The sequence below is a fragment of the Nostoc sp. genome (assembly GCF_036917155.1).
Taxonomy (GTDB): domain Bacteria; phylum Cyanobacteriota; class Cyanobacteriia; order Cyanobacteriales; family Nostocaceae; genus Nostoc.
The window spans coordinates 1-14,319 of record NZ_JBALDZ010000024.1; the positions used below are offsets into that span (position 1 = coordinate 1).

Below are 14,319 nucleotides of genomic sequence, written 5' to 3' on the forward strand. Positions count from 1 at the left end.
GCTGTTTAATATTCAAGATTATTCATAGTTTCACTACGTCTCTGATTAACTCAGCCCTGCTGAGTCGTTTTGCATGGCTTAGTCTAAACTCCAGTCATTAATCCGCAGTCGTTATGATTTGGACTTTAATTGTTTTAAAGTGCTGTAAGTCACTTGGTACGAATGCAATTCTCTCGCGCCTTGCTCTGCATTAAAAATGGTCGAGCGAACAATGCTTTCTCGATCCAATTCCTGATATGTTGATAGCATTGCTATCTACTTGATATCGATAGCTGTTGCTATCAATTGCGATATCACTATGTCTGACGAGAACAAACCCAGCGAGATGATCCGCGTACCCACTCCCCTGATTCCAGCAGTTAGGGAGTTATCCCGGCTGCACCGACAAGGACTTACTTTCGAGGTGCTTCACTATGCAGATGATTTGATAGCAGCGTTAGATAATGGCAGGGGTAGTCCCCACAATCACCTCTCCCAAAACATATCGACGATTTGCTCTCGTCTGGATAATCTAGAATTACGTTTGTCGGGTGATATTAGTAGCGATGCATCCAGTAACCAGCATCTCGCCGATTTAGAACAAAAAATCGACTCTATAAATAATCGGCTAGCACAATTTGCCGAGGTAATTATGCAGCTTCAAAGTAATATTAATAATCAACCAAGGCGGGGTAAGTCATACTACGGCAATTCTTATAATCAAGGGCAACCTGTTAAGTTTCAGCCAATTACAGAAGAAAGTTTGGCTTCAAGGTTAGGGGTAACTCCAGAAACTATTCGTAAGGAAAGAGAAAGTCAACCCGCGCCGCTTTTTTTCGCATGGTCTAAGCGCAAGGATACTTCTGGTATTGGCTGGGAATTTAATCAAAAAACGGGATTGTATCATCCAATTACTTGAACCCGACAGCGATGATTATTTTAATAAACGCAGCTGAGGCGGAAATCCAGGTTCACTCTTTGATAGCTTTACCGTTAAAATAAGAGATATTGGTTTATAGGTAAAAAGCATGACAGAAACCAAGTCTACCCGTGTTGTCCGTAGGGGGAGAATATTTCCCGAAATCCAATGGAATGAGGAACAATTTGCACGACGTGAAGCCGAACGCGAGGCTTTTTACCAACGTTGTCAACCTATTTTTGAGCGAGTAAAATCAGAATTAATTGAAACTCACTACAACTGGTTTGTTGCAGTTGAACCGGATAGTGGAGAATATTTTGTTGATAAAGATTTAGAAGTAGTCTCATTACAGTGTCGCCAACAGCATCCAGGCAAAATCCACTATACTTTTCGGATTAATGAGTCTGGGGCTTGCGGCACGATATGACGATTTCCGGTTTTTTTGGTGATGAGGATGCACTACTTTTTGAAATTAATTTAATAACATCAGATGGATTAGAATTACCTGTTGAGGCGATGTTTGATACAGGTTTTTCGTATTGGTTAGCGATTAATGACCAAGATATAGATGCACTTGGTTGGGAGCGTTTACGAGAGCAAACAATGCGAACTGCACGGGGAGATGTAAAATTTGACATCTATGTTGGTCAAGTACTATTTGATGGTCAAGAGTTTGACATCCCTGTACATGTTGGCAAAGATTTAACAGAAGTTTTACTCGGTCGTCAATGGTTAACAAATCGTCGGTTAGTCGTTGATATACAGTCGGGTGAATTGACGTTGGGATAACTACGACCGATAAAAAGAGAGAAAAATCCCTCAAGATTTTTAAAAATTTATCAATTGTCTATTTGTTGGCAGATTTGTTATTAGTGTCTGGTAGACACACAATGGACACGTCACAGACATCTGGTGTCAAAACGTGTCCGCTGTGTGTCTGCTCTAATGTCTGAACGTGTCCATACTGTATAAGGCTTTTAGGGTTTAGTGTCTGTGGTATCTGGTGTCCGATGTCCGCGAAAAAAGGGGGTTTTTGGGAGGAGACACGCTGACACCAAAGCGGCTAAATTTGATTGAGCTTGATGATTCCTTCACCAATCCAATCGGCTAAACCAGCCCCAACAATCTCGTACATCCAGCCCTTGATTAGCTCAACAGAGAATCTTTCACCATTAACTTTAAAGTTGCCCTTAAACTTTTGATTAAGCAGTTAGTCCTCAACAAGTGCTGCAATTGCAGCTACTAATTTTGAGGGGTCGGCTGGTTTAGTGATATGAAGTTGAAATCCAGCGGTTAAAACCTGTTTTTGTGTAGTTTCTGCGGCGTAAGCAGTTAGAGCGATCGCGGGAATCTGTCCACCTTTATTAGCAGGCATTGCCCGTAATTTTTTGATCAAAGCGTAGCCATCAACTTCTGGCATACCCAGATCGCTCAACAACAGGTCTGGTTTTGACTGTGCTATTATAGCGAGTGCAACGCTAGCGGATGCTGCGCTCGTCACGATCGCTCCGTGCTGTTCCAATAGGAAAACAAGAAACTCGCGCGTATCAGCATCATCATCCACAACTAATAACTTTACCCCTTCTAGTGGAGCATGGAGCATAGAGAATAGATAGGAATCGTCAGATATATTCTTATCTTCCCTTTTTAATTCCCGACTCTGTTGAACCACTGGTAAGCAAACTGTAAATGTCGCGCCTTGCCCTTCGCCTGGGCTTTGGGCCCAAACTCTACCACCATGCAACTCGACAAGTTGGCGCACAATCGCTAAACCAAGTCCTAATCCGCCAGAACTTCGGCTTGTGCTACTATCTGCCTGACGAAAATACTCGAATACGTGTGGCAGAAAATCAGGATTAATACCTTTACCCGTATCACAGATTCTTAGTTGTATCTGAGAATCAATCTGTTCTAAGTAGACTTTGACTTTTCCACCGGATGGAGTGAATTTAATGGCGTTAGAGAGTAAATTCCAAACAACTTGTTGAAGACGACTACCATCACCCTTAACTTGTCCAATTTCTATATCGAGATAAAGATTAATTTGAATAGACTTTGCTTCTGCTGCCAAATGCACTGTCTCTAAAGCAGCTTCAATAATAAAAGCAAGATCAACAGTTTCTAAATTAAGTGCTAGCTGGCCTCGAAGAATGCGGGAGATATCTAATAGGTCTTCAATCAACTGAGCCTGTAGTACAGCATTGCGTTCGATTGTCTCAAGGGCACGCACAGTAGTAGCTTCGTTTAATGAGCGGTTTTTCAGTAGCTTTGCCCAACCCAAAATTGGATTAAGAGGGGAACGAAGTTCATGAGAAACAATTGCCAGAAATTCATCTTTGATGCGGTTTGCTGCCTCAGCTGCTTGTTGCGCTTTCTGGCGTTCTTCCGCTACTGCTAGTGCTTGATCTCGTAAGTTTTTATATTCCTGAACTCGAAAAGTTAAATCTGTAAAATCTTCAATTGAGAAAAGGGCATAAAACCTATTTCCATCCGTTGCAGGCACAGCAGTTACAGTTGTCTGCTGAATGCGATATTTATTTTCAGATAACGGTATAGGAATAACATATTTATGCAATTGAGAAGAAAAGATTGCGGGAGGCCCGCCTTGAAAAATTTGATCTAAGCGACTAGTATAACGAGGTTGATTCAAATGAGGGAAATATTCATGAATAGAAGTTCCTAAAATTTTATTTCTAGAAATTTTTGTCCATTCCTCTAAGCAGCAGTTCCAGAATAAAACAATGTAATCTGACTGTAGAACAAAAGCTCCTAAAGGGATTTTATCTAAAAGGCTAAATCTTTCGTTAGCTTGTTCTATAATATTCATTGTTTGTTCAAAAATCTTCAGTGTTTTATCATATTTTATCTATCATATTACTGCAATTTCATCATTAATCGCATTGAGCAGCGCATCAAATGTACCTACGTGAAAGATTAAAATAATATCCCCAATAATTTCTAACTCTTCAATGATGAACCGAGCTTGTGCTAGCAATATTTTGGAGTCACTTTCATAAGTAGATAATAATAAGTTTTCAATTGTATCTTCTAAGTAAATAGGTAATGTATAGTTCACATGCTGCTTTAGCACATTACTAAGGGAACCCATTACCCCGTTGATCACAATGTTACCAATTTCGCTCAGAGTGCCAATTTTCACCGCATCTAGATCGGGCGAACCTGGTTCTTCACCTGTAAGCACTGCAACTAGTGATGATGCACTGTCAGTAGGAAAAATCAAGCCCGCAGCACCAGAAAAAGAACCTGTAAAGCCTAGCCTTACAGATGCCAAGCTGTCATCATGGAATCGTGTTGCTAATTCCTGATAAGTTTCAGTAGCACTTAATACCTTTACATACGGAATTTTGAGGCCAATGTGAGAGTCTACCATCTCATTCAGCAGACTTGCGGCTCGACCAACTCCAATATTAATCAATTCTTGTAGTGCATCTAGTTCTTCTGCTGTTACATTCATCAAAACTCATTCCTTAGTATTAATAACTTGCTGGACTGCCTTTCGCAGCTCATTTTCTTTTGCTGGTTTATTAATAAAGTTAATCGCCCCAAGACTATAACTTTGATTGCGCGCCCCTTCTTGGATATCAGCTGAGATGATAATTGTGGGAATTTTTAATTTTTCATCTTGTAGAGCTTGCAGAAATTCAAACCCATTCATGTCTGGCATGAGTAGATCCGCTAATACGCAATTTGGTTTGCGTTGGTGAACTAATTCTAATCCCTCACGCCCATTAGTTGCTTCTATAATTTCGTAACCATCAACTTGTAGAAACTTACGGATCATTCTGCGAGAAAAGGCTGCATCATCAATAATCAAAACTAATGTCATTATCTCTACCCTTTTAGATTTTCCCTCAATAAGTGTTGATTTATCTCAATTAACTGATATCATTAATTAAATAAAATCTTGAGCATCAAATAAATAATTTAAACCTAGCTTATCCACTTAAAAATAGTTCCTAAATAATTCATCGCCTGATAAATTAATGATATACGGTGTAACTAAGTAACTAAACTTTAGTTAAGTTTTTAAAATTTCATCGGAGCCAAGCCTGGACCATTTGTGAGAGGTTAAGGTCAGATACAATTTGTCAATAAGCAATAGTACTTAAAATATTGCTGAAATCGGGGTTAGAAACAGAATTTTTGATTGGGCGATGCCTAGGTTGGGCTTTGCCTACGCGTCATCTTGATACGCATCATTTATTCTTAACCCATAATTTCAGTACAACAGTTAACTTCATACCTCGGCTCTTTCCAAATTTTAAGCATAATTTCTAATTGACAAAAGTAAGATTATCTTAACCTCTCACCGATGAGCCTGGACTTACAAAGTCAATGCAAAATTTTCGTGTGGTGAATATCAGTTGTCCGCTCGATTTTTCGCCGGCTCATATAGTTGGACTAGCAGCATCAAATTGGTAAGATTCGATAAACTGACGACCACATTGTTTACATTTGTAACATTGTCTACCTTTACGAAAACCATTTTTGAAAGTTTGAGTTGAATAGCAACCAGGACATTGCATATTTATTACTTTACCATTAAGATAACACTATTCAGCATTAAAAATCTAAACATAATCTCAAAGCGGTAGATTGCTGAGATTTAAAATTAAATTAGAATGAATACAAAAGATATAAATTTTTAATTTAGAAGGCAATGGAGTTAACTGAAATTAACGATGATATAGAAGCATTCCTCATTGAGAGCTATGAAAATCTAAATCAAATTGAACAAGATATTATTTCTCTAGAGAAAACATTAGAACAAGGAGAAGCCCTAGCTCGCATTTATCGCTCACTCCACACAATTAAAGGAAACTGCGGGTTTTTACCTTTTCCCAAATTGGAATCACTTGCTCATGCTGGAGAAAATTTGCTCTCATCTTTACGCGATCGCCAGATAGTAATTACCCCCACGATCATCAATACGTTATTGCAAATATTTGACAGCATTCGGCAAATTCTGTCCCAAATTGAAGCAACAAGGCATGAGGGCGATCGCGATTATTCAGCACTCATTACGACTTTAACTCAATTACAGTCAACTGAGCAGGCGACGATCGCATCTGCTGTTAATCCGCAAGAATTACAGGTAGATATTGATACTACGTATCTCAATAATGAATTCCCTGAAGTCTCAACCTTGACAGCATCAGAATCTTCTCAGATCCGAGTCAATGTTAACCTGCTAGATCAGGTGATGAACCTCGTAGGTGAACTCGTTTTAACCCGTAATCAGGTGATCGGATTTAGTACAAAGTTTAAGGATAGTAGCTTTGCTGCTACTTGCCAACACCTGAGTCTTCTGACATCCCAGTTGCAGGAAGAGATCATGAAAACTCGACTGCAATCAATTAGTACCATTTGTCAAAAGTTTCCTCGCGTCACCCGCGATTTAGCGATCGCTTCCGGTAAACAAGTTAAGGTTGACATGGAGGGGATAGATACTGAACTGGATAAAAGCATTATTGAAGCGATTAAAGACCCCTTGACTCACTTAGTACGCAACTGTATAGATCATGGCATTGAGTTCCCATCTGAGCGGACTGCTTCTGGAAAGTCATCTGTGGGACGGCTATTTTTAAGAGCTTTTCATGAAAGCGGCAAAGTCAATATTGAAATTGGCGATGATGGCCGTGGGATCGATGTAGAAAAACTCAAAAGGCGATCGCAGCTACTTGGCTTAGTGAGCGCCGTCGAAGCCGCGTCCATGAGTGAGTCGGAAGCGATAAACTTAATTTTCTTACCCGGCTTCTCTTCTTCAGAACAGGTGACAAACCTTTCTGGGCGTGGAGTTGGGATGGATATTGTCAAAAATAATATTGATAAAATTAACGGGACGATTGAAATTCATAGCCAGAAAGGACAAGGAACGACATTCAAAATTAAGATTCCCCTGACCTTAGCAATTATTCCCGCATTAATTGTCAGCAGTGGTGGCGATCGCTATGTCATTCCCCAAGCAAGTATACAAGAGCTAATACGCCTAGAAACACAGGCAGTTAATCAGATTGAGATGTTTTACGATGTTCCTGTATATCGCTTGCGGGACACTCTTGTGCCATTAGTTTATTTTAATCAAGTATTACAAATCCCCAATAGTGATACCAACTTGGAAATGTTCAGTCTGGTAATTGTGCAAGTTGATAACTATCAATTTGGATTGGTTGTGGACACAATTGAAGACATCCAAGACATTATGTTTAAACCTCTAGGAAAACAGTTAAAGGCGCTATCTTTATTTGCCGGAGCCACTATTCTAGGGGATGGCACAGTGACATTAATTATTGATGTTGTTGGTTTGGCCAACCGATTTGGTGTAACCGCAACACAAAAGCAGCAGTTATTGATTGAAAACGCCAGAAAAGACCAAGACCAAGTTAGCGATCGCCAAACAATATTATTGTTTGAGGGGCCAGAAGGCGCTCGTATGGGCATTCCCCTGGCCATTGCCTTTCGGCTCGAAGAGATTCTTTGTTCTGCGGTAGAGAAAGTGGGTAATCAGTATGTCGTGCAGTCTTACGGTAAAATTTTGCCGCTAATTGACCTGCACAAAGTATTTTCCCATAATTATGAGAATGACCTCCGCGATCGGACTAAGGCAACTGTTGCAGAAACTCTCCAGATAGTGATTGTCTCCCCCTCCGCAGAACTCAGCGTGGCGCTAGTAGTTGAGCGGATTCTTGACATTGTAGAAGAACCACTGACAATTACAGGTGTCTCTAGTAGACCAGGTGTGCTTTTGTACGCTGTATTTCAGGGTAAAATTACAGAAATCCTTGACATTGAGGCTGTAATTCGTATTGCTAACCCTCATTTGTTGCAATTGATTTCTAATGGCTGAACAACAAATTTGTACATTTTTTCTCAAAGGAGTTTATTTTGGTATTAACGTCCTACACGTTCAAGAAGTGATTCGCCCACAAGCAATAACTCGTATACCTTTAGCCCCACCAGATATCTGTGGCTTAATTAATTTACGTGGACAAATTATTACTGTAATAGATTTGCAACGCCGATTAGAGATGAGTGAGCCGCAGACACAATCAAATATAAAACTTGTAGATGAAGCCCAGGGATTTAATATTATTGTAAGTTTTGAGGATGAAGTAGTCAGTTTACTCGTCGATAATGTTGGTGATGTCTTAGAGTTTCCACAGAACACGTTTCAACTCCCACCTACAACCTTAAAAGGTAAAATGCGTTGGATGCTAGCAGGGGCTTACCCTCTCCCAGATGGATTTCTGCTAGTTTTAGATGCCGAAAAAATTCTAAATGTTAATTTATAAATCACGTTAACGAGTAATTGAGGAGCGCTTTGCAATGACTACGAATCGGGCTGCAAAAACAGCCAACTCTAAATCTTCTTCAGAAGATAGTGTGGCTTCGCCGACTGATGACGGTGTAACAAAAGAGCAACTGCAAGCGTTACTATTAGCACTGAAATCTGTAAAAAATGGTGATTTTAGCGTCCGTTTACCTGTTGAGGATAATGAACTAGGTGAAATTGTCTTGGTTTTTAATGAATTGGTAAGTTTCAACCAGAACTTTGCCCAAGAAGTTTCTAGCTTGGCAGCCGAAATTGGTACTGAAGGGAAGCTCGGCTCTCAAGCCGTTGTCAAAGGAGCAGAGGGGAGTTGGCAAGGATTGCTTGATAACTTCAACCAAATGTCTACAAATTTAAAAGAGCAGATCAAAAGTATTAATGAAGTAACCCTTGTCGTTGCCCAAGGAAATTTAGCCAAACAAATTGAAGAACGCAATGCGGGAGATTTTAAGCAACTCACAGATAATGCCAATCAGATGATTAGCAGCTTGAGGTCTTCAATCAGACAGATGGCAGAGGTGGCAACGGCAGTTGCCTCTTCATCAGAAGAATTGACCGCAGTTAGTACAGAAATGACCCAAAACGCCGAACAAACTTCTGAACAGGCAACCTCGGCATCTAGCTCCGCCGAACAGGTGAGCCAGAATAGCAGTACAATTTTGACTGCGGTAGAGCAGATGAATGCCAGCATTCAAGAAATTGCTAAGACCGTCATGGAAGGGGCAAAAGTCACGACTCAAGCAGTTAAAACTGCTGACCGCACCAATGAAACAATTAATAAACTGGGTCAAAGCAGCATCGAAATTGGCAAAGTAATTAAAGTTATTACTGCGATCGCTGGGCAAACAAACTTGCTGGCGCTCAATGCTACAATTGAAGCCGCAAGAGCCGGAGATGCCGGGAGAGGATTTGCTGTAGTGGCAAACGAGGTGAAAGAATTAGCCAAACAAACAGCAAATGCGACAGAAGATATTAGCCAGCGCATTGAAGCGATTCAGACAGATACAAAAGCTGCCGTTCAAGCCATCACTCAGATTACTGATATTATCAATCAAATCAACGACTTTCAAAGCACGATCGCTAGCGCTATTGAAGAACAAACAGCAACTACAAATGAAATTAGCCGCAATATTGCTGAGGCAGCCAAAGGAACATCTGATATTGCCAAAAATATCGCAATTGTGGCATTGAATACTCAAAGTACTACGATTGGCACGAGTAATACATTACAGGCAGCCACAGAATTATCGCGCATGGCAGTAGATTTGCAGAAAGTTGTTAGCCAGTTCATATATTAGTTTTTTCACTGTCCCCAATCCCCAATCCCCAATGCCCAAAATCCGAATACTAGTTGTTGATGACGCGGTAGTAGTTCGGAGTCGAATCAGTAAGATTTTGTCCATCGATCCAGAACTAGAAGTGGTAGGAGTCGCTGCTAACGGTCGCATCGCCCTTGCCAAAATTCCCCAGGTCAATCCTGATATTGTGATCCTGGATATCGAAATGCCAGAAATGGATGGTTTACAAACTCTCTCCGCGATTCGACAAATCTATCCCCACCTACCAGTGATTATGTTCAGTACCTCTACACGGGCTGGAGCGATCGCCACACTCGAAGCTCTCTCTTTAGGGGCATCAGATTATGCCACAAAACCTAGTAACTTAGGAAATGTAGAGGCGATAAATCAACATATTCAAGCGGATTTAATTCCCAAAATCAAAGTATTTGGTGCAAAAAAGACTCCATTGACAACACCAAGCACGGTTGCTCATCCAGTTGTTTTTCCCCTTTACACCAATCCCAAGCGGGTAGAGGTTGTAGCAATTGGGGTTTCTACTGGAGGGCCTAATGCCCTGACTGTATTGCTTAGAGAACTTCCAGCCGATTTATCAGTTCCCATTTTGATTGTGCAACACATGCCCCCCATGTTTACGAAACTATTAGCTGAACGATTATCTTCTAAATGTCAAATCCCAGTCAATGAAGCGGTTCCTGGAGTAGTATTAGAAGCTGGACAAGCTTGGATTGCACCGGGAGATTTTCATTTAGTTGTGCAACGCGACAAAGGTGTGGTTCGACTTGCTACTCATCAAGCACCAAGCGAAAATTCCTGTCGTCCTTCAGTAGATGTACTCTTGCGCTCGGTAGCAGAGGTTTATGGTGCCGGAGCGATCGCAGTCATCCTTACAGGTATGGGGCAAGATGGGTTACATGGCTGTAAGTGTATCCGCGAGGCGGGTGGACAAGTGCTAGCACAAGACAAAGCTAGTAGCGTAGTGTGGGGGATGCCTAGTTTTGTGGTTAATGCTGGACTTGCCGATCAAGTTGTCACCCTTGACCAAATGGCAACTGAAATTATGCGGCGAATTCGTGACCATAAAATTTCTATTTCAGGTCTGTAATGCAACAGACTAAGAGCGTAAGCACCGATGATTTTGAGTATCTTCGTCAATTAGTTCGCGATCATTCAGCAGTTGTGTTGTCTGCTAATAAAATTTACCTAGCGGAGCTACATTTACAGCCAATTGCAGAATCAGCAGGATTCACTTTCATTTCTGAACTGGTGGGATATTTAAAGACTCAACCCTTTAACAATCTTCACATCCAGACAATCGAGGCGTTAGTCACTAACGAAACCTCATTCTTTCGAGATCATCATCCTTTTGAAGCACTGAGACAATACATACTACCAGAGTTAATCAAAAAACGAGCCATTGAGCGATCGCTAAACATTTGGTGTGCTGCTTGCTCTAATGGACAAGAACCCTACAGCATCGCTATGCTAATTCGTGAACATTTTCCCTTACTTACCAATTGGTCTATCAGGCTAATTGCTAGTGATTTTTCTACCAAAGTTTTAACGCGTGCCGAAAAAGGGCATTATAACCAACTTGAAATTAACCGTGGACTATCTAAAAATCTCCGTGACAAGTACTTTCAGAGGCTAGATAGTGACTGGCAAATCAAGTCCGAAATTCGCCAGATGCCAGAGTTTCGTCAGATCAACCTGATGGAATCTTGGTCATCCCTTCCCGAAATCGACGTGATCTTTTTACGCAATGTTTTAATCTACTATGATATGGCGACCAAGAAGGCCTTGCTGAAAAAGGTAAAACAGCAATTAAGAACAGATGGCTACCTGTTTCTCGGCAGCGCTGAGACGATTATCAACCTGGATGACTCATTCAAGCAGGTTTCATTTAACAAAGGTATCTGCTATCAATTACACAATGCTTAACCCGGATTTATCGAAACAGAATTCAGGAGTCAGGAGCCAGAATTCAGCAATATTTTCTATACATTAGGCAGTTGCCAGCAATCGCCATTACTTGGGGTAAATATAGCGAAGACACTGTTGGCGAAATATTGCTTAACAATTTTGGCAACGTAAATATTGAAATTATTGGCCCGGTGCGGTCAGATCCCAGTTGGCAAACCAAGGCTCAACAAGGATTTGATAGCTCTAACTTTCAAATAGACTGGGATAACGAGAAAGTTACCTGTCCCCAAGGACACCAAAATACTAAATGGTTACTAGGGCTAGACGTTAGTGGGAAACCTGTTATTCGTGTGAGGTTTAATGGCGTAATATGCAGAAATTGTCCGGTTCGTTCATCTTGCACTAAGTCAAAAACCGAACCACGGGAGTTGACTCTTCTTCCACAGGTGCAACATATAGCACTCCAAACTCGACGACAAACTCAAAAAACACCTGAATGGAAAGCTACTTACAACCAACGCGCAGGCATTGAATCAACACATTCACTTATGTTTACGGCGCTCGGCACTACGTCAATCTCGCTACATCGGTTTAAAGAAAACTCACTTGATGCAGGTTTTCATTGCTTGTGCGCTTAATTTAGTACGGTTGGATGCTTGGCTAAATGGTATACCTCTTGCTAAAACTCGCTCATCTCGTTTCAAACAATTGCAACCTCAAGGTGATTAAAGAATAAGTCAAAGCAACTCTACCATGTAATACACGGTTGACAACTACTAAAAAGATTTTTAAAATTACCGTGTAATACATGGTAAGCATATCCTATGAAAAAGATGAAAAGGGATATTCAAGGGAAGTTTGCGATTAAAAGCTCGGATTACCGCGAGGTGCGTCTTTACGACTAACAGATGATACCTGGAAGGCGTTAGGTATCGCCTCTGAATGCTTGGGATTAACTAGGGCTGACTATCTAGAGGAAATAGTTAGAAGTAACGTCAACCCATGTATTACACGGAAAAATTCAAATATTTCTACTTCTGATTCACAGGATTTTTTTGAACCATTGCCGAGTATTACACGGTACGACCAGGAAATGGAGAGGCTCATTGCCCAAGTACAGAATCTTCAAAAAGAAAATTTAGAGCTTAAGGAACGGTCGCCATTAACTTTGTGCATGACGTTGTAGATTTTGAGGCGATACGCGTTAGCGGAGCGGCGCGTTAGCGCTTCGCATTTTATTTGAATTGAAGTTGGGACGGCAAGCTTCAGCTTACAAAGCAGCACAGAAAGCACTTAATCGATTTATTCAAGAAATAAAACATCTGGTTGACAGTTTCTGATTGCTGCCAAAACTGCTGCAAGAAGTCACGATTTCTCCAAATTGCCAAATTGATTGGTTTTTATCACTTTTTAATGTTAAGCAATATTTCGCCAACAGTGTCTTCGCTATATTTACCCCAAGATAGCAGACCACAGAGACAGAAATTGATGCAGCTATATATCAAACAGATCCCAGCAGAGGGACGACCATTGTTAGCAGGAGATCATACAAACTGGTCGCGCCCAGATGCAGTAACGTTACAAGAGAGGACTTATGAGCATAGTGGCGCATCCATAGCAGGAAATAAACCGATTACCATTGGTCAAGGATATAGCACAATTGCCTGGATACCTGAAAAATCAGGTAGTTGGGCACTACCTTTGAGACATGAACGGATCACAAGTGGGGAAAGTCCAATCTCAAAAGCGATTTGGCAACTAAAACAGGTGTGTAAATATTTACCTGTTAGACCGATTTCAGTTTGGGATAGTGAATATGGGTGTGCGCCTTTTGTCTTAAAAACTGGCAGTATTCCCGCAGATATTTTGGTACGATTGCGCTCAAATCTTTGTTTATGGGGTGAACAGTCAAGCTTATTCGGGTAAGGGACGTCCCAAGAAACACGGGTCTAAATTCAAACTTAATGAATCCACGACATGGAGTGATGCAGAATCTGTTTTAGAATTGGATGATCCGAAACTACAACGAGTAAGGGTTAGCCTCTGGAAGAATTTACATTTTCGTAAAGCGGCAGCGCGTCCGATGTTACTCCTGCGGGTTGAACGTCTCGACGCACAAGGCAATGAACGAGTGTCCAAACCTTTGTGGTTAGCTTGGGTTGGAGAAGAAATGCCACCACTAGAGGAAGTTTGGTGTCTTTACTTGCGTCGCTTTACTGTTGACCACTGGTATCGTTTTTTGAAACAACGCTTACATTGGACTGCGCCCAAGTTAAGTACTCCTAAGCAGTGTGAGCGCTGGAGTGACCTAATGCCTCTGATGACTTGGGAATTGTGGTTAGCCCGTGATATCGTTACTGATAATCCTTTACCTTGGCAAAAGTCTCAGGGGAATTTGACTCGCTCGTTGAGTTGCTCAAGCTATGGGAGGAGTTTTCGCCGCCATTGGTACTCCAGCCCTTCCACCCAAACCTCGCGGAAAGTCCCCTGGTTGGGAACCCGGAAAAAAGCGTCCCCGTAAAAACCGATGCCCGATTGTTAAAAAAACCGTAACACGACCACGTAAAGAGCCATCAGTTGCGGTTTAATACTAAAGATTATTCATAATTTCGCTAAGTCTCTGATTAACTCAGCCCTGCTGGGTCGTTTTGCATAGCTTAGTCTAAACTCCAGTTGGCAACCAAGTTGGGAGAACTTCAGCAAACCACAAAAAACCGATGTACATAATTCCTTGTTGCAAGAGCAAGGTTTTATTTGCTGTTACTGTGGAAGACGGATTAATACTGCGTAGCCCGTTGTAGACATCACATTATACTAAATAACATTAGCTTAATACTCACTGTAAAACT

The 14,319-nt window shown here is 41.2% G+C and carries 15 protein-coding genes; 11 read left to right on the plus strand and 4 right to left on the minus strand.

The window, feature by feature from the left end:
• The first annotated feature begins 298 nt into the window (after positions 1 to 298).
• The 3 genes from V7K67_RS03325 (at position 299) to V7K67_RS03335 (ending at position 1,687) form a co-directional block, all read left to right on the plus strand.
• The gene (locus V7K67_RS03325) at positions 299 to 898 is read left to right on the plus strand and encodes a hypothetical protein (RefSeq protein WP_335165237.1); all 600 of its coding nucleotides are present in this window, start codon (positions 299 to 301) and stop codon (positions 896 to 898) included.
• 109 nt (positions 899 to 1,007) lie between these two features.
• Complete coding sequence (locus V7K67_RS03330; RefSeq protein WP_109012791.1) at positions 1,008 to 1,325, plus strand: hypothetical protein; 318 nt, start codon at positions 1,008 to 1,010, stop codon at positions 1,323 to 1,325.
• Positions 1,322 to 1,687: a retroviral-like aspartic protease family protein gene (locus tag V7K67_RS03335; protein ID WP_109012790.1), complete on the plus strand. Its 366-nt coding sequence runs from the start codon at positions 1,322 to 1,324 to the stop codon at positions 1,685 to 1,687. Before V7K67_RS03330 ends, V7K67_RS03335 begins: the two co-directional genes overlap by 4 nt.
• Positions 1,688 to 2,108: 421 nt before the next feature.
• Here V7K67_RS03335 and V7K67_RS03340 read toward each other — a convergent pair whose 3' ends face one another.
• The 4 genes from V7K67_RS03340 to V7K67_RS34285 all read right to left on the minus strand — a co-directional run bounded on the left by V7K67_RS03340 (position 2,109) and on the right by V7K67_RS34285 (position 5,445).
• Positions 2,109 to 3,725 carry a hybrid sensor histidine kinase/response regulator gene (locus V7K67_RS03340; protein WP_335165241.1) on the minus strand — a complete coding sequence of 539 codons (1,617 nt, stop codon included), beginning with the start codon at positions 3,723 to 3,725 and terminating at the stop codon, positions 2,109 to 2,111.
• A gap of 42 nt (positions 3,726 to 3,767) precedes the next feature.
• Positions 3,768 to 4,373, minus strand: coding sequence for a chemotaxis protein CheX (locus V7K67_RS03345; protein ID WP_335165243.1), 606 nt, complete (start codon positions 4,371 to 4,373; stop codon positions 3,768 to 3,770).
• 6 nt (positions 4,374 to 4,379) lie between these two features.
• Positions 4,380 to 4,745, minus strand: a complete 366-nt coding sequence (locus V7K67_RS03350) for a response regulator (protein ID WP_335055229.1) — start codon at positions 4,743 to 4,745, stop codon at positions 4,380 to 4,382.
• Between the two features lie 562 nt (positions 4,746 to 5,307).
• A complete protein-coding gene (locus V7K67_RS34285) occupies positions 5,308 to 5,445 on the minus strand; it encodes an IS1/IS1595 family N-terminal zinc-binding domain-containing protein (protein ID WP_442943741.1) in 138 nt (45 codons plus the stop codon).
• Between the two features lie 134 nt (positions 5,446 to 5,579).
• Between V7K67_RS34285 and V7K67_RS03355 the strand changes: the two genes are divergently transcribed.
• From V7K67_RS03355 to V7K67_RS03390, 8 genes are all read left to right on the plus strand, one after another.
• Entirely contained in the window at positions 5,580 to 7,766 is a 2,187-nt protein-coding gene (locus tag V7K67_RS03355) for a chemotaxis protein CheA (protein ID WP_335165245.1), read from the plus strand.
• Positions 7,759 to 8,211: a chemotaxis protein CheW gene (locus V7K67_RS03360; RefSeq protein ID WP_335165247.1), complete on the plus strand. Its 453-nt coding sequence runs from the start codon at positions 7,759 to 7,761 to the stop codon at positions 8,209 to 8,211. Before V7K67_RS03355 ends, V7K67_RS03360 begins: the two co-directional genes overlap by 8 nt.
• Positions 8,212 to 8,245: 34 nt before the next feature.
• Positions 8,246 to 9,547, plus strand: coding sequence for a methyl-accepting chemotaxis protein (locus V7K67_RS03365; protein WP_335165249.1), 1,302 nt, complete (start codon positions 8,246 to 8,248; stop codon positions 9,545 to 9,547).
• 31 nt (positions 9,548 to 9,578) lie between these two features.
• Positions 9,579 to 10,652 carry a protein-glutamate methylesterase/protein-glutamine glutaminase gene (locus V7K67_RS03370; RefSeq protein WP_335165251.1) on the plus strand — a complete coding sequence of 358 codons (1,074 nt, stop codon included), beginning with the start codon at positions 9,579 to 9,581 and terminating at the stop codon, positions 10,650 to 10,652.
• Positions 10,652 to 11,488: a CheR family methyltransferase gene (locus tag V7K67_RS03375; protein WP_335165253.1), complete on the plus strand. Its 837-nt coding sequence runs from the start codon at positions 10,652 to 10,654 to the stop codon at positions 11,486 to 11,488. The genes V7K67_RS03370 and V7K67_RS03375 overlap by 1 nt, the downstream gene beginning before the upstream one ends.
• A gap of 71 nt (positions 11,489 to 11,559) precedes the next feature.
• Positions 11,560 to 12,108, plus strand: a complete 549-nt coding sequence (locus V7K67_RS03380) for a transposase (RefSeq protein WP_335165255.1) — start codon at positions 11,560 to 11,562, stop codon at positions 12,106 to 12,108.
• A gap of 775 nt (positions 12,109 to 12,883) precedes the next feature.
• Positions 12,884 to 13,396, plus strand: a complete 513-nt coding sequence (locus tag V7K67_RS03385; RefSeq protein WP_335165257.1) for a transposase — start codon at positions 12,884 to 12,886, stop codon at positions 13,394 to 13,396.
• Positions 13,371 to 13,991 (plus strand): hypothetical protein, encoded by a 621-nt coding sequence (locus tag V7K67_RS03390; RefSeq protein WP_335165259.1) that lies wholly within the window; start codon positions 13,371 to 13,373, stop codon positions 13,989 to 13,991. Before V7K67_RS03385 ends, V7K67_RS03390 begins: the two co-directional genes overlap by 26 nt.
• The last annotated feature ends 328 nt before the right edge of the window (positions 13,992 to 14,319 follow it).

Excerpts from the sequence above, each read along its gene's own strand:
- V7K67_RS03325 (WP_335165237.1), top strand. The coding sequence starts at position 299 with ATGTCTGACGAGAACAAACCCAGCGAGATGATCCGCGTACCCACTCCC.
- V7K67_RS03330 (WP_109012791.1), top strand. The coding sequence starts at position 1,008 with ATGACAGAAACCAAGTCTACCCGTGTTGTCCGTAGGGGGAGAATATTT.
- V7K67_RS03335 (WP_109012790.1), top strand. The coding sequence starts at position 1,322 with ATGACGATTTCCGGTTTTTTTGGTGATGAGGATGCACTACTTTTTGAA.
- V7K67_RS03340 (WP_335165241.1), bottom strand. The coding sequence starts at position 3,725 with ATGAATATTATAGAACAAGCTAACGAAAGATTTAGCCTTTTAGATAAA.
- V7K67_RS03345 (WP_335165243.1), bottom strand. The coding sequence starts at position 4,373 with ATGAATGTAACAGCAGAAGAACTAGATGCACTACAAGAATTGATTAAT.
- V7K67_RS03350 (WP_335055229.1), bottom strand. The coding sequence starts at position 4,745 with ATGACATTAGTTTTGATTATTGATGATGCAGCCTTTTCTCGCAGAATG.
- V7K67_RS34285 (WP_442943741.1), bottom strand. The coding sequence starts at position 5,445 with ATGCAATGTCCTGGTTGCTATTCAACTCAAACTTTCAAAAATGGTTTT.
- V7K67_RS03355 (WP_335165245.1), top strand. The coding sequence starts at position 5,580 with ATGGAGTTAACTGAAATTAACGATGATATAGAAGCATTCCTCATTGAG.
- V7K67_RS03360 (WP_335165247.1), top strand. The coding sequence starts at position 7,759 with ATGGCTGAACAACAAATTTGTACATTTTTTCTCAAAGGAGTTTATTTT.
- V7K67_RS03365 (WP_335165249.1), top strand. The coding sequence starts at position 8,246 with ATGACTACGAATCGGGCTGCAAAAACAGCCAACTCTAAATCTTCTTCA.
- V7K67_RS03370 (WP_335165251.1), top strand. The coding sequence starts at position 9,579 with ATGCCCAAAATCCGAATACTAGTTGTTGATGACGCGGTAGTAGTTCGG.
- V7K67_RS03375 (WP_335165253.1), top strand. The coding sequence starts at position 10,652 with ATGCAACAGACTAAGAGCGTAAGCACCGATGATTTTGAGTATCTTCGT.
- V7K67_RS03385 (WP_335165257.1), top strand. The coding sequence starts at position 12,884 with ATGTTAAGCAATATTTCGCCAACAGTGTCTTCGCTATATTTACCCCAA.